The organism is Pseudomonas sp. GZJR-8, assembly GCF_002916705.1.
Lineage (GTDB): Bacteria > Pseudomonadota > Gammaproteobacteria > Pseudomonadales > Pseudomonadaceae > Aquipseudomonas > Aquipseudomonas synxantha_A.
In genome coordinates, this window is the sequence record NZ_JXSI01000005.1 from 123,677 (window position 1) to 145,585 (window position 21,909).

At 59.3% G+C, this 21,909-nt stretch carries 20 protein-coding genes; 12 read left to right on the plus strand and 8 right to left on the minus strand.

Annotated elements, in window-relative coordinates; genetic code table 11:
- Positions 1–45: 45 nt before the first annotated feature.
- Positions 46–972, minus strand: a complete 927-nt coding sequence (locus TK42_RS12280) for a carbon-nitrogen hydrolase family protein (protein ID WP_103734315.1) — start codon at positions 970–972, stop codon at positions 46–48.
- Between the two features lie 89 nt (positions 973–1,061).
- On the opposite strand from TK42_RS12280, the gene TK42_RS12285 reads away from it, so the two are divergent.
- Positions 1,062–1,982 (plus strand): LysR family transcriptional regulator, encoded by a 921-nt coding sequence (locus tag TK42_RS12285; protein ID WP_103734316.1) that lies wholly within the window; start codon positions 1,062–1,064, stop codon positions 1,980–1,982.
- Here TK42_RS12285 and TK42_RS12290 read toward each other — a convergent pair.
- The gene (locus tag TK42_RS12290; RefSeq protein WP_003190904.1) at positions 1,954–2,208 is read right to left on the minus strand and encodes a hypothetical protein; all 255 of its coding nucleotides are present in this window, start codon (positions 2,206–2,208) and stop codon (positions 1,954–1,956) included. The two genes, TK42_RS12285 and TK42_RS12290, sit on opposite strands and share 29 nt — an antisense overlap.
- A 162-nt stretch (positions 2,209–2,370) precedes the next feature.
- Between TK42_RS12290 and TK42_RS12295 the strand changes: the two genes are divergently transcribed.
- Positions 2,371–2,691: a YqjD family protein gene (locus TK42_RS12295; RefSeq protein ID WP_032875861.1), complete on the plus strand. Its 321-nt coding sequence runs from the start codon at positions 2,371–2,373 to the stop codon at positions 2,689–2,691.
- Positions 2,692–2,724: 33 nt separating this feature from the next.
- Here the strand turns inward: TK42_RS12295 and TK42_RS12300 are convergent, their stop codons facing one another.
- On the minus strand, positions 2,725–3,756 hold the full coding sequence (locus TK42_RS12300) for an Ldh family oxidoreductase (RefSeq protein ID WP_078821494.1): 1,032 nt from the start codon (positions 3,754–3,756) through the stop codon (positions 2,725–2,727).
- 170 nt (positions 3,757–3,926) lie between these two features.
- On the opposite strand from TK42_RS12300, the gene TK42_RS12305 reads away from it, so the two are divergent.
- Complete coding sequence (locus tag TK42_RS12305; RefSeq protein WP_103734317.1) at positions 3,927–9,065, plus strand: dermonecrotic toxin domain-containing protein; 5,139 nt, start codon at positions 3,927–3,929, stop codon at positions 9,063–9,065.
- Between the two features lie 20 nt (positions 9,066–9,085).
- Here the strand turns inward: TK42_RS12305 and TK42_RS12310 are convergent, their stop codons facing one another.
- Positions 9,086–9,355: a PepSY domain-containing protein gene (locus TK42_RS12310; protein WP_032875869.1), complete on the minus strand. Its 270-nt coding sequence runs from the start codon at positions 9,353–9,355 to the stop codon at positions 9,086–9,088.
- A gap of 149 nt (positions 9,356–9,504) precedes the next feature.
- Here TK42_RS12310 and TK42_RS12315 point away from each other — a divergent pair, with 149 nt between their 5' ends.
- The 7 genes from TK42_RS12315 (at position 9,505) to TK42_RS12345 (ending at position 15,473) form a co-directional block, all read left to right on the plus strand.
- Positions 9,505–10,500, plus strand: coding sequence for a FecR family protein (locus TK42_RS12315; RefSeq protein WP_032875872.1), 996 nt, complete (start codon positions 9,505–9,507; stop codon positions 10,498–10,500).
- A gap of 298 nt (positions 10,501–10,798) precedes the next feature.
- Positions 10,799–11,239, plus strand: coding sequence for a hypothetical protein (locus TK42_RS12320; RefSeq protein WP_005788654.1), 441 nt, complete (start codon positions 10,799–10,801; stop codon positions 11,237–11,239).
- The gene (locus TK42_RS12325) at positions 11,239–11,787 is read left to right on the plus strand and encodes a hypothetical protein (RefSeq protein WP_032875877.1); all 549 of its coding nucleotides are present in this window, start codon (positions 11,239–11,241) and stop codon (positions 11,785–11,787) included. The genes TK42_RS12320 and TK42_RS12325 overlap by 1 nt, the downstream gene beginning before the upstream one ends.
- Positions 11,788–11,856: 69 nt before the next feature.
- On the plus strand, positions 11,857–12,594 hold the full coding sequence (locus TK42_RS12330; protein WP_103734318.1) for a hypothetical protein: 738 nt from the start codon (positions 11,857–11,859) through the stop codon (positions 12,592–12,594).
- Between the two features lie 60 nt (positions 12,595–12,654).
- Positions 12,655–13,335, plus strand: a complete 681-nt coding sequence (locus TK42_RS12335; protein ID WP_103734319.1) for a C39 family peptidase — start codon at positions 12,655–12,657, stop codon at positions 13,333–13,335.
- Positions 13,336–13,372: 37 nt separating this feature from the next.
- Positions 13,373–14,116 carry a hypothetical protein gene (locus TK42_RS12340; protein ID WP_032875886.1) on the plus strand — a complete coding sequence of 248 codons (744 nt, stop codon included), beginning with the start codon at positions 13,373–13,375 and terminating at the stop codon, positions 14,114–14,116.
- Positions 14,117–14,165: 49 nt separating this feature from the next.
- Complete coding sequence (locus TK42_RS12345; protein ID WP_032875889.1) at positions 14,166–15,473, plus strand: autotransporter outer membrane beta-barrel domain-containing protein; 1,308 nt, start codon at positions 14,166–14,168, stop codon at positions 15,471–15,473.
- Between the two features lie 543 nt (positions 15,474–16,016).
- Here the strand turns inward: TK42_RS12345 and TK42_RS12355 are convergent.
- Positions 16,017–17,339 carry a sigma-54 dependent transcriptional regulator gene (locus TK42_RS12355; protein WP_078821498.1) on the minus strand — a complete coding sequence of 441 codons (1,323 nt, stop codon included), beginning with the start codon at positions 17,337–17,339 and terminating at the stop codon, positions 16,017–16,019.
- Positions 17,340–17,682: 343 nt separating this feature from the next.
- Here TK42_RS12355 and TK42_RS12360 point away from each other — a divergent pair, with 343 nt between their 5' ends.
- Positions 17,683–17,943, plus strand: coding sequence for a hypothetical protein (locus TK42_RS12360; RefSeq protein ID WP_032875895.1), 261 nt, complete (start codon positions 17,683–17,685; stop codon positions 17,941–17,943).
- A 67-nt stretch (positions 17,944–18,010) separates the two neighbouring features.
- On the opposite strand, the gene TK42_RS12365 is transcribed toward TK42_RS12360, so the two are convergent.
- From TK42_RS12365 to gnd, 3 genes are read right to left on the minus strand one after another with little or no spacing between them, the layout of a single operon-like run.
- A complete protein-coding gene (locus TK42_RS12365) occupies positions 18,011–18,835 on the minus strand; it encodes an HAD family hydrolase (RefSeq protein WP_103734321.1) in 825 nt (274 codons plus the stop codon).
- Positions 18,832–20,355, minus strand: coding sequence for a glucose-6-phosphate dehydrogenase (zwf, locus tag TK42_RS12370; protein WP_005788671.1), 1,524 nt, complete (start codon positions 20,353–20,355; stop codon positions 18,832–18,834). Before zwf ends, TK42_RS12365 begins: the two co-directional genes overlap by 4 nt.
- Complete coding sequence (gene gnd, locus TK42_RS12375; RefSeq protein ID WP_032875901.1) at positions 20,352–21,335, minus strand: phosphogluconate dehydrogenase (NAD(+)-dependent, decarboxylating); 984 nt, start codon at positions 21,333–21,335, stop codon at positions 20,352–20,354. Before gnd ends, zwf begins: the two co-directional genes overlap by 4 nt.
- A gap of 259 nt (positions 21,336–21,594) precedes the next feature.
- Here gnd and TK42_RS26885 point away from each other — a divergent pair, with 259 nt between their 5' ends.
- Positions 21,595–21,771: a DUF6026 family protein gene (locus TK42_RS26885; protein WP_157243918.1), complete on the plus strand. Its 177-nt coding sequence runs from the start codon at positions 21,595–21,597 to the stop codon at positions 21,769–21,771.
- The last annotated feature ends 138 nt before the right edge of the window (positions 21,772–21,909 follow it).

Sequence of the window (21,909 nt, forward strand, 5' to 3'; positions counted from 1 at the left end):
GCGAAATGCAAGCTCGCGCCTACAAAAGCCTTGGGTTGACCCGGTTCAATCAGTGATGTAGCGCACGCCTGACTTGGCGCGCTCGTCCACCACCAATTCAAAAATATCCGGCCGAGCGTAATGCCCCACTACGTCGTAGTCGTAGCGTGCCCGCACCAGATCATCTGTATCGATCTGCGCCGTCAACAAACCCGCCTCCCCCAGCAACGGCCCCGCCAAAATATCGCCCATGGGCCCGACGATCACGCTACCGCCGGCAATCAACGGGCGCTCCGCCGGCCAGTTGGCAACCTCCACACCCAAGACCTGCGGTGATGCCTGCACCTGGCAGGCGCTGACCACAAAGCAACGGCCTTCATGGGCAATATGGCGCATGCTCACCTGCCACATCTCGCGCTCGTCCACTGTGGGCGCACACCACACCTGCACGCCCTTGGCATACATCGCCGTGCGCAACAGCGGCATCATGTTCTCCCAGCACACCGCCCCGCCGATACGCCCGACAGCCGCGTCAATCACCGGCAAGGTTGAGCCGTCGCCCTTGCCCCAGATCAGCCGCTCAGTGCCGGTCGGCATGAGTTTGCGGTGCTTGGCGACCAAACCGCTGGACGGTTCGAAATACAGCACGGTGCAATACAGCGTGCTGCCACTGCGCTCGATCACGCCGAGCACCAGGCTCGCACCGGTACGCGCCGATAACCCGGCCAGCGCCTCGGTCTCCACGCCCGGCACGTCGATGGCATTGGCAAAGTACCGCGCAAAGGCTTCACGGCCTTCGGGCAGGCGATAGCCCAATTGCGTGCCGAAGCTTTCGCCCTTGGGATATCCCCCCAGCAACGCCTCAGGCATCACCACCAACTGCGCGCCACTGCGCTGTATTTCATCTTCATAGGCCAGGATCTGCGCCAGGGTTTGCGCTTTGCCGCCAGGCAAGGAGCCGATTTGCAGGGCTGCGACGATCGATACGGGCATGTGCTCACTCCGGTAATAAGGGTTGCCCATTCTCCCGCCAGACTCGATCATGAATAAAGCCCACCTCAGTGCTAAATGATATGAGCCAAATGAATATCGCCCAGGTTGACCTGAACCTGCTGAAAACCTTCGAAGCCCTGCACGACGAGTCCAGCGCCAGCCGTGCTGCCTTGCGCCTGGGCGTTACGCAATCGGCAATCAGCGCCGGTTTGCGGCGTTTACGCGAACTATATGGCGACCCACTTTTCGTACGCACCGGTCGCGGCCTGGCGCCCACCCTGCGGGCCAATCAGTTGAAACCGGTGATCAGCGAGGCATTGGACCGCTGCCGACAAAGCCTGGCGATGATCCACCCGGATAACCCGCATTATCAGGGGCGATCGGTGGTGTTAGGTCTGTCAGACGATTTCGAAATCGCCTACGGCCGGCAGCTGATGGACGCCATTGCACAGCGCCTGCCGAAACTGCGGGTGATCTTTCGCCAGACCCACAGCCAGATCGTTGCGGCTGCCCTGCTCGACCGCAACCTGGACCTGGCCATTACCGCCGGCGGGTTTGCCGAGCGCAGGCTGAGTCGGCAAGTGCTGGGCGAAGGTGACTACCGTTGCCTGGTTGACCCAGGTAGCCTGGCGCCCGATCAGCAAGGTATCGAGCTTGCAGAATTCATCGCACGCGACCATGTGCTGGTGTCGTCAGGCGGGTTTATCGGTATTACCGATGAAGGGTTGGCGGCGCAGGGCTTGAGCCGCCAGGTATGTGCGTCCACCAGCCACTTTGCGGCGCTGCCGTACCTGCTCAAAGGCAGCGCGGCGGTGGCGACGATCCCCGGTCATGCGGCCCAAGCGATTGCGCAGATGACCGGCTTGCGTGTGCTGCCCTGCCCGCTGGCGCTGCCGCACTACCCGGTGGAGTTGGGCTGGCGTACCCAGGCCCAGCTTGATCCGCTGTTGCTCAAGGTTCGCGAGGCGATCGTGGCGTGCTTTATTTCGCCGCCGCCATCAGCTTGTTGACTTCACTGCGCACCATGTTGGAAAACTCCGGCGGCGACATGCCGTCAAGTTCGGCGCGCACCCACTCGGCCCATTTTCCCTTGCGCTTGGCGCGCTCGCCGAACAAACGGGCCGCTTCGCCCTTGGCTTTGCCCAGGTTGGTTTGCCAAAGGTCGTAGAGGCGCGACTTTTCGTCTTCCAGCTCGGCGCGTTCGGCGAGGGTCTTGTTGGCGAGATTGAAGCTCATGTTGAATTACCTGCTGCACAAATGACTGACATCTTACACTGTAGGCCCAAAGGGCCTGATCACCATTGTGCCGCAAATGGACGGCTCGCAAAATAACTGCAACTTTTGCCGCTGCCCGATACTCCATTGTTCACTGTCACATTCACTTGCAAGGAGTCACACATGGCCCGCAAAACCGCCGCCCAAGCCGTCGAAGAACAAATCAAGGATCAAGCCTTCAGCGAACTGACCGCGCTGATCGAAGAATCGGACAAACTGCTCAAAAGCAGCGCATCCCTGGTAGGCGAGGAAGGTGAAACCCTGCGCGAGCAGGTTGCCATCAAACTCAAGCAAGCCCTGGATTCGGTGTCCAGCGTCCGTGAGCGCAGCAAGCCAGTCGTGGACGCCACCGAGACCTACATCGGCGGTCATCCATGGCAGACCGTGGCCATTTCCGCAGGCTTTGGCCTGGTGGTGGGTCTGCTGCTGGGTCGCCGTAACTGATCAGCACGGGCTGCGCCCATGGCGCAGCCTGTTTCACCCCGCCGCCAGTTCTCGCAGTTGCCGAAGGTCCTGCGCGTCAAGCTCTATGCCTGCTTCCTGCGACTCCGCCCGTGTGCGATGGCGCCGATCCCCCGGTAATCGCCGTAACCCCGCCGCATGCATCTGCCGCACCAGTTCCTGGCTGCGCTCGGCAAAGCTTTGCCCGGCGGTTTTGCGCGGATCGATCACTATCAGTAATTGGCCGGTCCAGGGCGTACGCGCTCCCGGATGATCGGCCCAATTGAATTCGAACGAAAAATTGCCGCCTGTCAGTGCCGCCGCCAGCAACTCGACCATCATCGACAACGCCGACCCCTTATGCCCACCAAATGGCAACAGCGCGCCCCCCTCCAGAATGGCTTTCGGGTCCTGGGTCGGCTGGCCCAGGCTATCGACGCCCATGCCTGGTGGGAGCCGTTCGCCTTTGCGCGCGGCGATCTGCACGTCGCCATGGGCGATGGCGCTGGTGGCCAGGTCGAACACAATCGGCGCGCCATCGGCCCGCGGCGCAGCAAACGCGATGGGGTTGGTGCCGAACAACGGGCGATCAGCGCCATGGGGCACCACGCAGGTCATGCTGTTGACCACACTGAGTGCAACCAGTCCTTCTTCGGCGAAAGGTTCGACGTCCGGCCATAAGGCCGCAAAGTGATGGGAATTGTGGATAGCCAGTAACGCAATGCCGGCGCTGCGGGCCTTGCTCACCAGCAACGCACGCGCGGCCGCCAGAGCGGGTTGGGCGAACCCATTGGCGGCGTCGACCCGTACGAAGCCTGACGCAACGTCGGTCACGATCGGCACGGCGGCGCCATTGACCCAACCGCTGGCCAGGGTCGAGAGGTAACCCGGGATACGAAAAATACCGTGGCTATGAGCGCCATCACGTTCAGCGCTGGCGCAATTGTGCGCAAGGATCGCCGCCACTTCTGGCGAGGTGCCGTGCCTGACGAAAATCTGTTGGAGCACCCCCACCAACTCAGTGAAGCTGATGAAGGCCGTGACAACTGTCGGAGACTGCGCAGACATTTGAAGCTCCATTTTTATGATTGGAAGGGGCAACGAATGGACATCCAGGCCGTCGATTAAACACCACCTGCAGCGCTCACTGTCAACTTACGACGAGACTCAATAGTTACCCCCGCCAGTCATCGGTGCCTGCCTACCCTGTGTCTTCCTATTCACGCTGGAGACAGGCGATGACCCGTGTCACCCCGCCCTATTTTTTCGACGAGTTCCTGCTACCCGTCAATCGCTCGACATTGAGCGAGCGCGAACGCGCCCTGGGGTTCACCGTCAAGGATCTGGAATGGCTGCACGGCGTGTATTACGCCAGCGACGCCAGCCGTCAGGATACCCGCCTGCAAAGCCCGCCCATGCGTGTAGAAAAGCTAATGATCAATGTGTCGGGGCAGGTTGCGATCCCACTGGCCGGCGCGTTTGTGATGAGTTCCACGCCCGACGGTGCCAAGGCTCTGCTGTACACGCCTTATGGCGGTATCCAGGTGTTTGACAGCCATGCCTCGCTGCTTGCCGAGGTCAGTCAGGCGTTGGCTGATTCGGTACAGCGCGTGGAGTTGCTGAGTTTTCTGTCGATTGCACAGCGCAACAGTCTGCCAGCGGATAGCGCTCTGACACTGACCACTTCGCCGGTCCTGGGTGCGGTCATGCAAGACCAGGAACAAACCCTGCAGGCCTGCCAACAGGCCAACGTGCAAGCAATGCTTGAGCACTTGCAGAAGACCCCGACCTTGTCCGCCATGCTCGACACATTGCTCGGCATCATGGCGCACCCTCATTTCCCCGGCCTGGATCAGCGGCAAACGCAAGTGAACTGCTTTCTCCAAAGCCCGACGGATGCCGATCGACGCTGGATCGACTCCCTGTCGTTACGTGATGCGTTATTGCAGTTCTATGTCAAACATGCCTGGCCCTTGGGGCAAACTCGCGAATTCATCAACCCCAAGCACGTCACCAGCCACTTCACCCAGCCCCAGTTGCAACAAGATCGCGAGTATTGGGACACGCTCATCGAACAAACCTCCGGTACGCTGTCCAAATTGCTCGAGAGCCTGCTACAGACCTACTGGAACGAAGACATCGACAGCGGCACCTCACGCCTTGACCTGTTCGCGCAAATCCTGGCTGACAAGTTCCGCCTCGATGTGCTGCTCAAGCGCCAGAACGGCATCCTCAGTACTGACGAAAGCCATATGCTCCAGGCCCTGTTCCTCAGCGACCAGGGCGCTCGCAGCACCTACGCCGCCAAACTGAGCGTGGAAAAAGTGCGCATCTACGCGCCCTACCAGCACTACGTGGAACTGGCCAGTACCCTGATGCTGCATGACAGCCATGCCTACCTTTACACCCAATCCCGTGGCTTGCAGGTACTTAAGGATCTGGATAATCTCAAAGACACGCTATTGACCATGCTCACCGCCGCCGGGCACGAAGATGAACTGCTCAATTTCCTCTCTCTGGACGAGCGCAACACCTTTATCGGCCTGGACCAGATCAACGTTGCCGCACACCCCGTCACCGGGCACGTGTTCACCGACATGATCGAAGACATCGCCGCCAAGCAGACCAGTAATATGAACCATGCCCTGAGCCTCTATCGCAGCAGCGCCGGCCAGGTGGACCTGGAAGCATTGCTCGATTACGCCCTGGACATCCGCACCATGCTCGACAGTCGCCTGGCCGACCTGGACACCGATGGGCGCTGGACGATACATCCCGTCAGCAGCGGCAATGGCCGCCCCTCCACGGTGCAAGCCGAGCGCGCCAAGCTGCACCTGCAACGCCTGCGCGCTGCCCAAGAAGGATTGCAGATCGAGCGCCTTAAGCACCCGACACTGCGCAGCATGGCCACCCTGGCCCTGAACACAGAACTGCAAACCCAACGACTGGACCTCAAGGCCGACGAGATTTATGTCAACACTTACGCGTCCCGCGCCGAGCAGCGTGAGGAGCGCGCGCCTGTGTCTTCGCTGAGCATGGTTGAACATTTCATCGAGCGCCTCGGCCAGAAGAGCAAGCCGCTCCCAGTGTCTTCCAGAACTGGGTTTTACGCAGAACGCAACCAGGGTGTCGCCCTGAAGCTCAATAACATGCCCCTCAAAACCTTCAACAACATGATCGAACGGGTCTTGAAGGTGTTTGCCGGCCACGAGATGCGTGAACTCCCGCGCCTGTTCCTGAACAATATCCGCGATAAACACGCGCACTCGATGCTGTTGGGCTTGCGCAGCGAGGCTGAACTGCGACTGCTGGGTAAAACGCTGACGCACCGCAGCAACGCCATTCTTGATGCGGTCCTGCGAACTGACAGCCTGGCGCGCCTGACCCGACATGGGATCAACGGGTTTCTGCCGGATGCTTATGCGCTGGCATTGCACAAAGGTACGTCCGACGCGCTGCTGCCGCTGGCCAATCTGTTTGTACTGACCGAACGTGGCGGCCTTGACCCCAAGAATTCGGGCCAGGCGATCCTATGGACGCCTCGGCGTGGTCATGAGGTTTTTGCGTCGGTCTCGACCCTGCGCGAGGCGCTCACCCAGCGCCTGGCGCATCCGATCAAACGACTGTCGCTACTGGAGAATCTGTCATTGTCCCAGCGCGTGCCTCATCAGGCGTATCGCCTGGCTGCGCTGCAACGTATTGACGATAACCTGCTGGACAATCGCCTGAAAACCTACGGCGATTACGTCATGGACTCGGTGGACCGACTGCTGGCCATGGACTTGCCGGCGCGCGCCGTGCAGGACCGCCTGGATGAGATCCTGCAGATCCCGGCGCCCACCAACCTTGCACGAGCCAAGGCGCTGGCCGATGCCATGGTCACCCAGCAGGCCCTGCCCGTGTGGCTGGCAATGGCGCCCGCCAAGGAGCAGATCTACCATGCAGAACTGCTTGAGCAATACCACAACAGCGCCCCGGAAGAGGAAGACTACCTGCAGGGCATCCTGTCCCTGCGCGAGCACACCTTTGGCGCCCTGAGCAAGCTGCTCCAGGCACGCTTCCCCGAACACGCACTCAGCCCCGATGACGTGCTGATTCCCGTGCACCAGGCCCTCGACATCCATGACTACAGCCTGACCGATTTTGCCTTGCGTCACTGGCCGGACCTGAACAACCAGACTATCCGCCCCCGCTCGCGCACCGCCACACCGCTGCCGGACACCCTGGATGCCAATGCGCTGGTTCAACTGGTGCGGCAACTGGACTTGAAATCGGTGTACCAAAAGCGATTGCAAACCGAGATGGACACCCGCACAGAAGCTGCACGCAAACGCCGGCGCCTGTTCTGTCGGCAACTGCCATGGCAGGTGTTGCAATACGCCCACGAGCAACATCTGCAAGAACGCCTGTCAAACAAGGCCTTGGGCTTGGTCCAGCAGGTGTTCGACATGCCTGACGGCCTGGCACGTGCGGCGTTGAAGGACGTATCGACGCTGATCCGGCCCGTTGAGCTGGTGGCGACTGCAGGCGCTACTGCCGCCAAGGTATTGGGCATGTACCTGATCAGCCCTGGAGGTAAAGAGGCCGGTCCGGTAGTGCTCTATGCGCCCTACAGTGAAAACCACGTGCTCAAGCAATATGACAACGAGCAAGCGCTGCTGGATGAGGTGGAGCGACCAGGGGAACTGCAGGACTGGGTCATTCAGCACCTGGAAGATCCGCACCAGGCCGTTTACCGCAGCTTGCTGCAAAACAACCTTCATCGCTCTTCGGATATGAGCCTGGCCTCATCTGCCGTGACCGGCAACCTGCTGCACTATTTATTCAGTGAGAACACGCTGATCCTGCTAAAAATGCTCGCCTGCCAGTTCGAAAAAGGCTCCAAGCTGCTTTGGGATAAAGTGGTGGGCGTGTTCGGCAAGGGCATACCCGCGGCAGTGCACTTCATGGCGGGTAAACTCGCCTATCCACTTGTGGTCTGGCGCAGCTACCAGTTAGTCAAGCGCTCGGCTGAAGCGCTGCAACTGCACCAGTGGAAAGCCGCGATGAAGGACTTCAGCCTGGCCGTGGTGCAAATGGCCGCCCTGTACAGCGAGCTTGATGGCAGCGAAACCCCACCGCCTGATGACGCTGACCTGGTCGACCTGCCGGAAGGCGGCCTGCCCACCGCCACTGCCCCGGGCCTGCGGGACGTCACCGCCACTTCGCGAACGCGGTTGCAGCGCTTGGAGGGCTACGACATCGCCCTGGAGGACCTTGAGCTGGACACCTCCACCCATGTCTACAAGGATAAGGCGAGCGCCAAGAGTTACGTGCCGCTGGCAGGCAAGGTGTATCCGGTGAAGAAAACCAAGGAGCACTGGCGCCTGGACAACGACGATCAGCAGGGCCCCTACGTCGGTCGCAATGCTGATGGCAAATGGGTAATGGACCTGAGCATACACAAGCCCCGCTTCGGCCAGGCCTGGACGCGGCAAAAAGTGCGACGAGCCGAAAGGCGCGACATCAATATTGAAGCGCAGGGCATAAGGGCGATCGCTGCAGTGTCAAGCTGGAAAGCCCAAGTCATCGACGAAGCCTTGAACGTATCGACTTACTACGCCGTCAACTGCAAGCGCAACATCCATCACTTTGCAGAGCTGCTCAAGCCTGATAGCCGGGTAGGCCTGTTCTTGTGCGACCTGTTCGGCACTCTCAATCTGAACCCGGCCCAGGTAAAGAAAATCGAGGACATCATCGATGGAATACTGGATGAGCTAAGCGACCCCACCTTGATCGGGCCTGACTCAATGCGCTTTGTCAGCGGTGAAAGCGTGAAAGCCCCCACCACTGATTACGCGATGGTGCTTCTCGGTGACAGCGAGCGCAAAGTGTACTTGTTCGAAAGGTTCTTCCATCCAAACCTGGCTGAATACGCCACCATACTGAGTGAACCTTTCGACATGTTCGCCCATGCCAGAGCCTCTACCCTGATCCATGAGCTGACGCATCTGCGGTTCAAGACAGAGGACATTGCCTACCTGCGGAGCCTGGAGCCATTCCGAGACCTGATCGATACGGCAAAGCCGGGTGCTCAGGCGGTGAAGACGCGCCAAGATGATTTGCAAACGAGCGGGCTGTCGACGTTGACGCCGGCAACTATGCTATTCAAGGCATGGGATGACATATCCAATACCTGGGAGGATTACGGCTTTTTCACCGCCACCAGCTTCCTCAAACGCAGAGTCCTGAATATCACGGGTGCCAAGACCCTGAATGAGGCCCGAGAAGTTTTCATGAGCAATGTCGACAAGCGTATTGACGTCATTCTATCCAACGCCGACTCAGTCAGTTACCTGATTACACATCTGGGGAGAATGCTGGATGAGGGGGCCTGAGCAGGCCCCCAACACGTGAATCAATCTTTCTGGTCGCGCAGGACATTGCCCGAGGCGCCGTCGATTCGTGCTTCATACACCACGCCGTCGGATTTACGGCCTTTGACTTCCCAGTAGCCGTCGTTATCGGCTTCGGCGGCGTAGACCTCGACATACCCAGCCTTGGTCTTCGCCACTTCAATAGCTTTTTCAATCGGAATCCAGCCCGCACCCGGCTTGTCTGCCAGCGCAGCGCCGGCGCTCAACAGCGCGGTGGTTGCACACAGGGCGGCTAAGGTTTTCTTCAACATTTTCGTACTCCTTGGTGAATGACAGTGTGTTTCCTGATTTTTTAGGCGCGTTTAAACAAGAATAAGTTCCAATTGATATGCAATCGCCATGATGCTGTTCTCGCCGTAAGGCTCGGGGGGGTAGAATGTGGGGAAATCAGGATGGATAAATGAGCGAAAAGTCCCTTTCAGAAGCCGAATACGACGCCATCACCGACGCCGCTGCGCATTGGTGTATGCGTGTGCATGCCAGCGACTGCACGGCGGCTGAACGTCAGGCCTTCGAACATTGGCACGATGCCCACCCGCTGCACGCCTTCGAGTATGCCGCGATGTTGGAAATCTGGGACGTGGCCGATCATTTGCCCCGCAATGCGCCTGCACCGCTTGTGGTGCCGCTCAAGCCTCGTAAACGCTGGCGCTCTTATGCGGTGGCAGCCGCTATCTGCCTTGCTGCTCTGCCGCTGGCCGCCTTCACGGGGTGGGAAGCCGGTTGGTTGCCAAGCTCATACGAGCGGTTTGACGCCACCAACGGGCTGCGCAAAGTTACCCTCGGTGACGGCAGTGAGGTGGAGTTGAACCTGGGCACCGAGCTGGTTTACAGCCACTACAAGGATCGTCGCCAGGTGAAGTTGGCCAAGGGCGAAGCGTTTTTCAACGTCACCCACGACAGCGAGCACCCGTTTATCGTGCAGGCTGGCGAAGGCCAGGTTCGGGTGACGGGCACCCAGTTCAATGTGTGGAAGTATGAAGACCAGGTGCGGGTAATGTTGCTGGAAGGCTCGGTGCAGATCACCAGCGACGCGGTGCATGGCAGCGTGCCGTTGACGCCGGGGATGCAGGCCAGCTACCACCGCGGCGACGCCACGCCGCAAGTCGCCGCGATCAAACCCAATGACCCTGCGCTTGCCTGGCGTACGGGCAAGCTGGTGCTTGATAACCTTGCATTGGCCGATGCGTTGCCGCTGATCAACCGATACCTGAACAAGCCAGTGATGCTGGCGGATGCTGGCACCGGGAGCATTCGCATTGGTGGCATCTATAACCTCAGCGAGGTCAACAACCTCATCCCTTCCCTGCCCAAGGTCCTGCCGGTCTACCTGACCCGCAACCAGGATGGCAATCCCGTACTCAACTCCATCCCGGGTAAAACGCCCAAGGGTTGAGGCGCGTTTTTTTACTTCAGTGTCCACTTTTGAAACACCTCGGTACGCTGAATCGCCCAGCGGCTGCGGATTCATGCATCTGTCATGAACACTGTTTCATCGCTGACACAGTTGAAGAGTGTGGCCGGGCATATCGCGCCGCCCAGCGACTGTTTCATGCTTGAAACACTGCTATCGCTGATGCGCGCAGCAAAACCGCAACCCATTGAATTTTCTACGTAAACAAAAAGCGGCACGGGTTCTGCTCTTTCCCTGATAACGCTGTTTAGGGTCAGCGTTCAGAACAAGGACTGCCGCCGTGATCACACTCACACACGCCTCGATAACCGTACTGCTGATCAGCTGCGTGCTCAGCGCCGGCATCAGCCATGCGGGCGATGGCGTTATCGTGACAGGGCGAACCGTGCAGGGTCACATGTACGGGCGCACCTCCCTCCCCGATCCATACCCCACCACTGCCAACGCCAACCCCAGCAAAGAAATCATCAGTGCCACCTCCGGCGAACTCAGTGATCGGGACATTGGCGGCATCCGCAGCGGTTCTGGCCTTGCGCGATCCATCCAGCCCAACGGCAACCTGTCTGGCCTGAGCGCCACGCAAAACAGCCTGTCGACCCAGGGCGCCGGTGCAGCCGCCGGCCATGGCGCGGGCAGCAGCATGGCTGGGCAGATCAATGGTTCGATCCAGCGCGGCATGGCGCCCTTGAACAATCTGGGCAACATGCTGGGGGGCAAATGATGAAGCGCATCCTGTTGACCATCGCCCTGCTGGGCAGCGTCTCGGCAATGGCCGACAACACCGCCGTTATCAATAACAGCGGCCAACAGTACGAAGGTGTGCTGTCGATCAACCAGGCCGCCGGCAACCAGCAACAGATGTCCAACAGCCGCGCAATCGCGCTCGATGGCCAGGCCACCAATGTGAATATCCAGCGGCTCGACGGCAACGTCGACCCGTCCTTGAGTGCCAAGGTGGCGATTCAGGGCGCTTCATTTATCAATGGCAACGGCGTGCTGGGCGTTAACCAGTCGGCCGGGGCCAATAACCAATCAATCAACGCGGTGCGGATCAGCCTCAACCCTGGCCCGCAAAGCATCGATGACAGCGTCCTGTTGCAACAGAACACGACGCAGTTGACCGACTCAGGGCTCACCCCCACCACTGGCAGCCGCCAGGTCGCGACCAGCGACCAGGCCTTCACCGGCAGCCGAGGAGTGATTCAGGTGAACCAGAGTGCCGGGGTGGGGAACCGAGTGGCTAACACCCTGGGCATCACTATCAAGTAACCGCTTGGTAGACGTTAGTTAGACCGTACCAACACTTAACCCAACTAATTAGAAGCAAGGAGAAACACCATGAAACCTCAAATGGCTCTGAAACCTCTGGTTTTCGCTCTCGCCGCACTCATGGCAGCAGCTGCTCAAGCGGGTGGCTGGCACCCAGCGCCTCAGCCAACGGGCGTAATTGCTGCTGTCGTCACGGATGTACAAAACAGCGCAGGCAATAAATTCAACGACACCAAAACCGAAAACAACGCGTCTGCCGATGACTCCGTCAATGGCAACAGCGGTAACGTCGGCGTCAACGTGCAGTCTGGCAGTGGCAACCAGGCCGACAACTCTGCCGCCATCTCCAGCGCCAAAGGCGATGCAGCGACCGTGTTCGGCGTGGTCGACGTGAATCAAAACAGCGGGCTGAACAGCTTCATCAACAAAGGCACGCAAAACAACTCCTCCCTGGATAATGCTGTTAACGGTAACTCCGGCAACGTCGGTTACAACGGCCAGTCCGGTCAAGGCAACCAAGGTAAAAACAACCTGGCTATCGTGACCGCTGACGGGAAAAATATCGCGGCGGCAGCCAATACCGAACAAAACTCGCTTGCCAACAACTTCCTCAGCACCGCCGCCAGCAGCCACGGCTATGGTGGCAAAGCTCAATACGTGTCGAACAATTCCAGCCTCGACAACTCGGTCAACCGCAACTCAGGCAACGTAGGCGTCAACCTGCAATCCGGTGCGGGCAACCAGGGCAGCAACAGCCTGGTGATCGGTCAAGGTTGCACCGCCTGCCCTAGCGGCGTGCGCTTCTGATCCAACGGGGCCTTGGCAACAAGGCCCTTTTTATTTCAGTGCCCAACAGGTCATTCGATCATGCGTATCGCGACCCTCACCCTCTTGATGTTGCTCACCGGCACAACCTGGGCAGGCACCATGGCGATTTCCGCCATGCCCGGCGGTGCGGTGATCTTCAAGAAGGTCGAGAGCATCCGTGAGCGCCGGTTCGCCAACCTGGTGGAACAGAAAACCGATTTCAGCTGCGGTGCCGCGGCACTCGCGACCATCCTGCGCCAGGCCTATTGGCTGGACGTCGACGAAGACCACATCATCAAAGGGATGCTGGTAACCGCCGACCAGGACCTGGTGCGCACCCAAGGCTTTTCCATGCTGGATATGAAGCGCTACCTCGAAAGCATCGGTATGCGTGCCCGCGGCTACAAGATCGCACCCGATACCCTGGTGACGGTGAAGATTCCCGTGGTGGTGCTGCTGGAGATTCGTGGCTACAAGCACTTCGTGGTGATGCAGCGGGCCGACAAGGACTGGGTGTATATCGGCGATCCCGTGCTGGGGCACAAGCGCTATTCCCGTGACGACTTCGTCAAAGGCTGGAATGGCATTGTGTTTGCCGTGCTGGGTGAAGGTTACGACAAGGCCAACGTCTTGCTTGACCCGCCCACTCCGCTGACGGCCAAGAACCAGTTGAACGCGTTCCGGCCCGTGGGCGATGCCGAGTTGATGGATTTCGGTTTTATCCAGAGCGACTTCTTCTAGAAGCGCAATAAGGGGCAGGACGCCCCAGGAGCAGCAGATGAACACTTTCCGTTGGCTGACGGTCTTGTGTCTGGCAGCCTCTATGCCCGCCTATGCTTCATCGGCTTTCAAACCGATCGAACTCAATGATGCGCAGATGGCCGACTTGCGTGGCCGTTACGTAATGCCGGGGCGCATCATCAGCTTCGGCATTGTCATGAGCAGCACCTGGACCAACGCCGTCGGTGACCGCATTACCGGCACGGCTAACATGCAGATCGACAAGACCACCGTTACTCCGCAATTCTATGTGCAAACCACCGGCTCCACGGGTAACGGCAGCCTGCCAAACACCGGCACCGGTAATGTGGTCGGTGGCGCCGGCCTCGGCAGCGGCCAGGGCGTAACCCAAAGCGTGCGCACCGCAGGCGATGGCAACACCGCCTACAACGATGTGGGCATCAGCATCGAGAATGGTGTCGCCCCCGCCAGTAACCTGCAAACGGGGCAAGTGCTGATGGCCGGCGGCACCGTGACCGGCGACAGCGCGGCGGGCCGCGTCAGCGTTTCGGCCAACAACGGCGGCGTACAGATGGCGATCCAGGCCAACCACAACCAGGGCAACAGCCTGCAGCAGATCGGCGGCGGCAATGTGCTGCAGGGAACGGTGCTGACCGGCAACAGCAACCTTGTCAGAAACATCACCCAACTCAACGTCGTGATGAACAATAACGGCTTGAACAACGGCGCGTTGAACTGCAATTTGGATCAACTCAAAGGCCTACGCACGCTCGGTTATTGAACTACGCTGACCCTCGACACTTTCGCATTAGAACAGGACGGCTTATTTCATGCATCGATCGTTATCGCTACGCGCGGTGATTTGTTTAAGTACGCTCTTGCCCGCATCCTTGCTGTATGCCGCGCCAGACGCCGATATCGAAACCCTGAAAAAGGAACTGCTGGAACTCAAGCAACGCTATGACGTGCAGCAAAAAGCCTTGGCCGTGCTGGAGCAACGCGTGCGTCAGGTAGAGGATCAACCCGCAGCGCCCGCCCCCAAGCGCTTGGCCAAATCACCTGCCGACTTCAAGCAAGGCGCTAACGCTGTCGCCGCCACGGGTACCGGTGCAGCCGCAGCGTCAGGTGGTGCAGGCGGTGGCGGCAGCTCCTACGGCCAATCCCTCAAGGACGACTCGGCCCCTGCGCAAAGTGTGAGCAACCTGTACAACGAGGCCAGCGGCTTTTTCGGCAATGGCAAGTTCAGCGTGGAAACCGGCATCACCTATGCCCGTTACGACGCACGCCAATTGACCCTCAATGGCTTCCTGGCGCTGGACTCGATCTTTCTGGGCAATATCAACCTGGACCGGATCAAGTCCGACAGTTGGACCCTGGACCTTACCGGGCGCTACAACGTCGACAACCGCTGGCAGTTCGATCTGAACGTCCCCGTGGTGTACCGCGATTCGACCTACCAGTCCGGCGGCGCCGGCAACGATGCCACCGCTACCTCGGAAGCCTCGGTGACCCGCGACCCTACCATCGGTGACGTCAACTTTGGCGTGGCCTACAAGTTCCTCGACGAAACGCCGACCTTGCCGGATGCGGTAGTGTCTGTGCGCGTCAAGGCGCCCACGGGTAAAGAGCCGTTCGGCATCAAGCTGGTCAGGCAACCCAACAACGACAACCTCTACTTGCCGGAAAGCCTGCCTACGGGCAACGGGGTCTGGTCGGTTACACCGGGCATTTCCCTGGTCAAGACCTTCGACCCGGCGGTGCTGTTCGGTTCGCTGTCGTATACCCACAACTTCGAAGACTCGTTCGATGACATCAGCAGTGAAGTCAACCAGAAGGTGGGGGGCAAAGTACGCCTGGGCGACAGCTTCCAGTTCGGTGTCGGTGTGGCGTTCGCCTTGAACGAGAAGATGAGCATGTCGTTCTCGGTTTCCGATCTGGTGCAGCGCAAGAGCAAGCTCAAGCCGGACGGCGGCGACTGGCAATCGGTGGTGTCCAGCGATGCCAACGCGGGTTATTTCAACGTAGGCATGACGATTGCCGCCTCGGATAACCTGACCATTGTGCCGAACCTGGCGATCGGGATGACCGATGATGCGCCGGACTTTACGTTCAGCCTGAAATTCCCGTACTACTTCTGACCGCGAAAAAGTGGGAGGGGCAAGCCCGCGAAGACGTCGGCCCAGCAAACATTGATGTTGGTTGATCCACCGCTATCGGGGCATAGGTATCTACACAACTTTGCAGTCGCCAATGGCAACCACGATGCGAAGCGAGCCGTTCTTGATCTTGATCTGCTTTTGATCTTAGGCGCCCCGTCAAACCACGCTGGCCGGAATTCGACAGGGATTTGGGGGGTAAACCGGCAGGGATGCCGGTTTAGCCGCCCCGCGCCATGGATGGCGCGTGGCGGGGGGCCCCCAAATCCCTGGCGGATTACGGGCACACCGAGCCCAGGCGAGGTGCCGAGTGGTGGGGCAAGAGCCTTTTGGTTACTTTTGGGCTCTTCTTTTCAAAAGTGAACCGCTGTAAGAGCGGAACCAGTAGCAGCCGTTACCCAAATAACGGATATGTACTCGGTCTAATCCAACATCCCGGCCGGTCCTGAGGCCGCCATCGGGAGCAAGCTCCCTCCCACAGGGGATCTGCGCTTAAGTGACCGGCATTACCCTCCACAACCCGCCTTAGCGGATCTGGTGCTTGTGCAGCAGCCGGTAGAACGTCGGCCGGGAAATCCCCAGCACACGGGCTGCAACACTGAAATTATCGCTGTGCCGATTGAGCACATCGCACAACGCCTGGCGTTCGGCGCGGTGCTTGTAGTCTTCCAGTGTCGCCATCGGCGGCGAAAGTACCTGCTGGCCTTGCAGCCCCAGGTCCACGGCTTCGATCTGGCGCCCTTCGGCCAGCACCAGACCGCGGCGCACACGGTTGGCCAGCTCACGCACATTGCCCGGCCACGGGTGTTGCCCCATCGCCACCAATGCCTCTTCGCTGAAGCTGCGCGGGCGTCGGCCGGTTTCCTGGCTGTAGAAACGCGAAAAATGATTGGCCAGCATCGCCACGTCACCATGGCGCTCGCGCAATGGGGCCGTGACTACTTGCAAGACATTGAGGCGGTAATACAGGTCTTCGCGAAAGGCGCCCTTCTCCACCGCGGCTTCAAGATCCACATGGGTGGCTGCCAGCACCCGCACATCCACCGAAATGGGTTGGCTGCCGCCGACGCGCTCGATATGTTTTTCCTGAAGAAAGCGCAACAGGTTGGCTTGCAGCTCCATCGGCAAATCGCCGATTTCATCCAGAAACAACGTGCCACCGTGGGCCGCCTCAATCCGTCCGACCTTGCGCTGATGTGCGCCGGTAAAGGCGCCCTTTTCATGGCCGAACAGTTCCGACTGGATCAGATGTTCAGGGATCGCCCCACAGTTAATCGCCACAAACGGTTTGGCGTGGCGCTGGGATTGTCGATGAAGGGTCTTGGCGACCAGCTCTTTGCCGGTGCCGCTGTCGCCACGAATCAGTACCGGCGATTCGGTGGGCGCCAACTTCGACAACAGTTTGCGCAGTTCACGAATCGGGCGGCTGTCGCCTAACAACTCGTGGGCTTCATCTACCGGCACGACACCCTTGCCCCGCAGTCGCGCCATGCCAAACGCACGCCCAATGGTCACCTGGACCCGAGCCACATCGAACGGCAAGGTATGAAAATCGAAGAACCATTCGCAGACAAAGTCTGCGACATTCTGCAAACGCAGGACTTCAGGACTGAGCACGGCGATCCACTCGGTACCGCTGCGGCCAATCAACTCCTTGACCGCCTCGGGGCGTTCCAGATGGCAGGGCTGCAAGCGGAGCAGGCCCACATCGCAAGAACGATCCCCCACCGCCTGCAATGCACAGCTGTCAACTTCCCAGCCGGCAGTGCGCAAGCCGGGTAGTAGCCTGTGACAGTCATCACAGGGCTCGACTACCAGCAAGCGGCGTTGAACAGGTGTCACAATCATGACGATTCCTTGGCGCCAGATTATTAAAGTTATTTAGAAACAAGGATTTGGGGCGCCTGGCGCTAACCCTAGCAAGATCTTGACGCTCACCTTGTACTATTTCGCTATAAGTGCGGGCAAAAAGCCATGTGTGTTTAATCGGGGGCAAAAAGTTTGCTGCTGCCGAAACTTTCAATCAGCTTTCAAAACAGCCGCTTACATGACGTTAGTCAGGGAAAGTTAAAATTTCTTGCTCTAGCATGTGACCCGCACCCCATCATCGTGCATCAGTACAAGTAACCCACCGTACGGTCAGCCCAACCGCCGGTACTCACTTGAATGGGCATACAGAGAGAAGACCCAAATGAACGCTCCGCTGCGCATCAACGAAGCTCTTTTGATTGCAGACCGTGCCTTCCAACCCTTTCAGTGCGTGGCCTGGCACGATGGCAATGGCGCCCTCAGCCTGAGCGTCATCGACCGGACCAACACCCGTATCGGCAGAAAACAGCTATCGTCGACTGCCTATACCGACCCGGCTCAACTGGAAGACCTGTTGTTGCAGGCTCGCGCCGAGCTCGACAAAGATGGCTACCAGTTACAGTCCTGGGCAATGCCGAAGTAATTCAATGCGACAACTTCCAGCCAACGTCAAACATCGGCTGGAAGTTGTGCAATAACACTTCAAGTACTTAGCATGACGCGAGAATAAACCGCTCGAATGCCTCGGCAGCCCCGTCCTCGACGTTGCTGCCGGTCACCACATTGGCCTGACGCTTGACGGTTTCTTCAGCCTGACCCATGGCAATCGACAACCCAGCCACGTGAAACATCGCCGGATCGTTGCCGCCGTCGCCGATGGCGGCGGTCTGGTTCAGCGGCACGCCAAGGTGCTCGGCCAGGGTTTTCAAGGCTTCGCCTTTGTTAGCCAGCATTGCGGTCACGTCCAGATACACCGGCTGCGAACGCGATACCTGAGCCAAACCTTGTACCTTGGGCTGCAACTGCGCTTCCAACTCCACCAGCAACTGCGTGTTGTTACTGGCCGCGACAATCTTGTCGACCCGGTCCAGGTAGGGCTCGAAACTCTCCACGACCACCGGGCCATAGCCCAAGCCATCAGCTTCGCGCTGCATCATTGGCCCTGGCGGGTCGCGGCGCAGCCAATCGCCGTCGGCAAACACCCACACCTCCACGTCCGGCTCGGCAGAAAACAGCGCCAGCGTGACCAGTGCCGCGTCTGCCGGCAAATGGTGAGCCACCAGGATACTGCCATCCGGGTTGACCAGCGTGCCGCCGTTGAAGCCGGCCACCGGCACATCGATGCCAAACGTCTCGATCAAATGCAGCATCGCCTTGGGCGGACGCCCGCTGGCGAGGCTGAACAGCACCCCGGCTTCACGCATCGCAGCAATTGCGTCGGCGGTGCGCTGACTGAGGCTGTGGTCGGGGTGCAACAGCGTCCCGTCTACATCACTGAGGACAAAGCGGATGGGATGAATCGTTACGTCACTCATCCGAGGCTGTGCCAGGTGCGGCCGTCACGAGCGAGTAACGCATCCGCTGCCACCGGGCCATCTTCGCCAGCCTTGTAGGCCTGGATACCGTCGTCTTCCTTCCATGCATCCAGGAACGGCTGCACGGCGCGCCAACCGTTCTCGATGTTGTCGGCACGCTGGAACAACGTCTGATCGCCGGTCAAACAGTCGTAGATCAGGGTTTCGTAACCTGTCGAGGGCTGCATCTCGAAGAAGTCCTTGTAGTCAAAACCCAACTCGATATTGGCCATCTCCAGAGTCGGCCCAGGCTTCTTGGCCAGCAGGTCGAACCACATGCCTTCGTTCGGCTGGATCTGGATTTTCAAGTAAGTGGGCTTGAGCTCATCGACTTCGGTATCGCGAAATTGCGCATAAGGCGCCTGCTTGAAGCAGATCACGATCTCGGTGTCGCGGATGCTCATGCGCTTGCCGGTTCGCAAGTAAAACGGCACACCGACCCAACGCCAGTTATCGATCATCACTTTGAGCGCAACGAAGGTCTCGGTGCTGCTGTCGGGTGCGACGTTGGCTTCTTCGCGATAACCGGGCAATGGCTTGCCAGCGATTTCGCCAGCGGTGTACTGACCACGCACGGAGTTGGCCCGCGCATCTTCCAGCGACCAAGGACGGATCGCACCCACCACCTTGGCTTTCTCACCGCGCACCGCATCGGCACCAAAGGCTGCCGGCGGTTCCATGGCGACCATCGCCAGTAGCTGGAACAGATGGTTGGGCACCATGTCGCGCAGTGTGCCGGTTTTTTCGAAAAAGTTACCTCGGGTTTCAACGCCGACGGTTTCAGCCGCGGTGATTTGCACGTGATCGATGTAATGGTTGTTCCAGAACGCTTCGAACAGCACGTTGGAGAAGCGGCTGACCAGAATATTCTGCACCGTCTCCTTGCCCAGGTAATGGTCGATGCGGTAGATCTGCTTCTCGCTCATCACCTTGAGCAGGCACGCGTTCAGCGCCTCGGCGGTGGCCAGGTCGGAGCCGAACGGCTTCTCGATAACCACACGCCGAAAGCCATCGTCCGTTTCATTCAACAAACCGGCACTGCCCAGGCGCTGCACCACTTCACTGAAGAAGCGCGGCGCAGTGGCGAGGTAGAACACGGCGTTGCCGGTGCCGCTGTCGGCGATCTTCTGCGCAATATCCGCGTAGGTGCCGTCGTCGAGGAAGTCGCCCTCGACATAGCTGATGCCCTTGGCCAGTTGCGCCCACAGCGCAGGGTCCAGGGCATGTTCAGCATTGCCCCGGACCTTGCTGGCGGCTTCGGTGCGAATGAAATCCTCAAGCTTCTTGGCGAAGTCTGCGTCGCTGATGGCGTTGTGATCAACGCCGACAATACGCAGGCCATCGCCCAGCAACCCGTCGCGGCTCAGGTTGTACAGCGCCGGCATGAGCAGGCGCTTGACCAGGTCGCCATGGGCGCCAAACAGAAACAACGTGGTAGGTGGAGCGGGTTCGGCCTTGGGTTTCTTGCCGTTGGCGGTCATTTTTTGGAGGTCTCCACATGGCCGCCAAAGCCGAAGCGCATGGCAGACAGCATTTTGTCGCCGTAGGTGCTCTGCTGGCGGGAGCGGAAACGCGCAAACAGCGACGTCGACAGCACCGGTACCGGCACCGCTTGTTCCATGGCCGCTTCGATGGTCCAACGGCCTTCGCCGCTGTCCGCTACGGAACCGGAGTAACCATCGAGTTTCGGGTCGGTGGCCAGGGCGTCGGCGGTCAAGTCCAGCAGCCACGACGACACCACGCTGCCACGGCGCCAGACTTCGGCGATATCGGCAACGTTGAGGTCAAAGCGCTGATCCTCCGGCAGGTTTTCCGAGTTCTTGGTCTTGAGGATGTCAAAACCTTCGGCGAACGCCTGCATCATTCCGTATTCAATGCCGTTGTGGATCATCTTGACGAAGTGACCGGAACCCGCCGGGCCTGCATGGATATAACCGTGCTCGGCGCGTGGGTCGGCTGCGGCCGAACGGTCCTTGGTGCGCGGGATATTGCCAAGGCCGGGGGCCAGGCTCTTGAAGATCGGGTCCAGGCGCTGCACGGTCTCGACGTCGCCGCCGATCATCATGCAATAGCCACGCTCCAGGCCCCAGACGCCGCCGGAAGTGCCGACGTCAACGTAGTGCAGGCCCTTTTCAGCCAGGGCCTTGCCGCGACGTACATCATCCTTGTAGTTGGTATTGCCGCCGTCGATGATCACATCGCCGTCTTCGAGCAGCTCGCTCAAGGCATTGATGGTGTCTTCGGTGGGCGCGCCCGCCGGCAACATTACCCAGACCGCACGGGGCTTTTGCAGGCCAGCCACCAGGGCATTCAAGTCGGCGACGCCAGTGGCGCCCTCCTCGCTCAAGGCTTTGACGAAGGCTTCGTTACGGTCGTATACAACGGTGGTATGCCCATTGAGCATCAGGCGCCGCGCAATGTTACCGCCCATGCGGCCTAGTCCGATAATCCCCAGTTGCATGTGCTGATGCTCCTAACTTCTAAAAAATGTGTGACATAGTTTATAGCGCAATGAGGCTAATGAGGGTTAGTCCAGAGCGGATCCGTGTAGTTTCATGACAAAAAAGTTGCCATCGTTTCACCATCACCGCCTGAAAAGTCACACGACCGCCAAAAATAAAAAAGTTCCATTGCCGCAAAAAAGAATTCAAACTTGCTTCCGACTGTTGCCCAAACCCTGTTTGAGCAGCGCGATCTACCGGCTATTTGCGAGGTAAGCAATGAGCACAGCACAGATGACCCGCCCGCCACAGACCCTCTACGTCAGCATCCGTCGCGATGAATTGCGCCAGTTGAAGGACGAGCGCGATCAGTTGCAACAGGAAGTCCTGCGTCTGCGTTCACACCTTCAAGCCCAGCTCGAGCTGCCATCCCAGGCCAAGCCGGCGCTCTGCTGAACGCACCTGGTCAGTTTGTAAGGCAATACCTACGGAAAACTCACAAAGTTTTCACACACTTATCCTGATACTCCCGCCCGCGATGCCGCTCACGTTCTGAGCGGCCCGATGTCGCGCGACTCTGCGCGACGATCATTG

Coding starts and splice junctions, on each gene's coding strand:
- TK42_RS12360 (WP_032875895.1), top strand. CDS start 17,683: ATGAACGCTCCGCTGCGCATCAACGAAGCTCTTTTGATTGCAGACCGT.
- gnd (WP_032875901.1), bottom strand. CDS start 21,335: ATGCAACTGGGGATTATCGGACTAGGCCGCATGGGCGGTAACATTGCG.
- TK42_RS12340 (WP_032875886.1), top strand. CDS start 13,373: ATGAACACTTTCCGTTGGCTGACGGTCTTGTGTCTGGCAGCCTCTATG.
- TK42_RS12355 (WP_078821498.1), bottom strand. CDS start 17,339: ATGATTGTGACACCTGTTCAACGCCGCTTGCTGGTAGTCGAGCCCTGT.
- TK42_RS12285 (WP_103734316.1), top strand. CDS start 1,062: ATGAATATCGCCCAGGTTGACCTGAACCTGCTGAAAACCTTCGAAGCC.
- TK42_RS12325 (WP_032875877.1), top strand. CDS start 11,239: ATGAAGCGCATCCTGTTGACCATCGCCCTGCTGGGCAGCGTCTCGGCA.
- TK42_RS12330 (WP_103734318.1), top strand. CDS start 11,857: ATGAAACCTCAAATGGCTCTGAAACCTCTGGTTTTCGCTCTCGCCGCA.
- TK42_RS12335 (WP_103734319.1), top strand. CDS start 12,655: ATGCGTATCGCGACCCTCACCCTCTTGATGTTGCTCACCGGCACAACC.
- TK42_RS12305 (WP_103734317.1), top strand. CDS start 3,927: ATGACCCGTGTCACCCCGCCCTATTTTTTCGACGAGTTCCTGCTACCC.
- TK42_RS12290 (WP_003190904.1), bottom strand. CDS start 2,208: ATGAGCTTCAATCTCGCCAACAAGACCCTCGCCGAACGCGCCGAGCTG.
- TK42_RS12300 (WP_078821494.1), bottom strand. CDS start 3,756: ATGTCTGCGCAGTCTCCGACAGTTGTCACGGCCTTCATCAGCTTCACT.
- TK42_RS12365 (WP_103734321.1), bottom strand. CDS start 18,835: ATGAGTGACGTAACGATTCATCCCATCCGCTTTGTCCTCAGTGATGTA.
- TK42_RS12280 (WP_103734315.1), bottom strand. CDS start 972: ATGCCCGTATCGATCGTCGCAGCCCTGCAAATCGGCTCCTTGCCTGGC.
- TK42_RS12310 (WP_032875869.1), bottom strand. CDS start 9,355: ATGTTGAAGAAAACCTTAGCCGCCCTGTGTGCAACCACCGCGCTGTTG.
- TK42_RS26885 (WP_157243918.1), top strand. CDS start 21,595: ATGAGCACAGCACAGATGACCCGCCCGCCACAGACCCTCTACGTCAGC.
- TK42_RS12345 (WP_032875889.1), top strand. CDS start 14,166: ATGCATCGATCGTTATCGCTACGCGCGGTGATTTGTTTAAGTACGCTC.
- zwf (WP_005788671.1), bottom strand. CDS start 20,355: ATGACCGCCAACGGCAAGAAACCCAAGGCCGAACCCGCTCCACCTACC.
- TK42_RS12295 (WP_032875861.1), top strand. CDS start 2,371: ATGGCCCGCAAAACCGCCGCCCAAGCCGTCGAAGAACAAATCAAGGAT.
- TK42_RS12315 (WP_032875872.1), top strand. CDS start 9,505: ATGAGCGAAAAGTCCCTTTCAGAAGCCGAATACGACGCCATCACCGAC.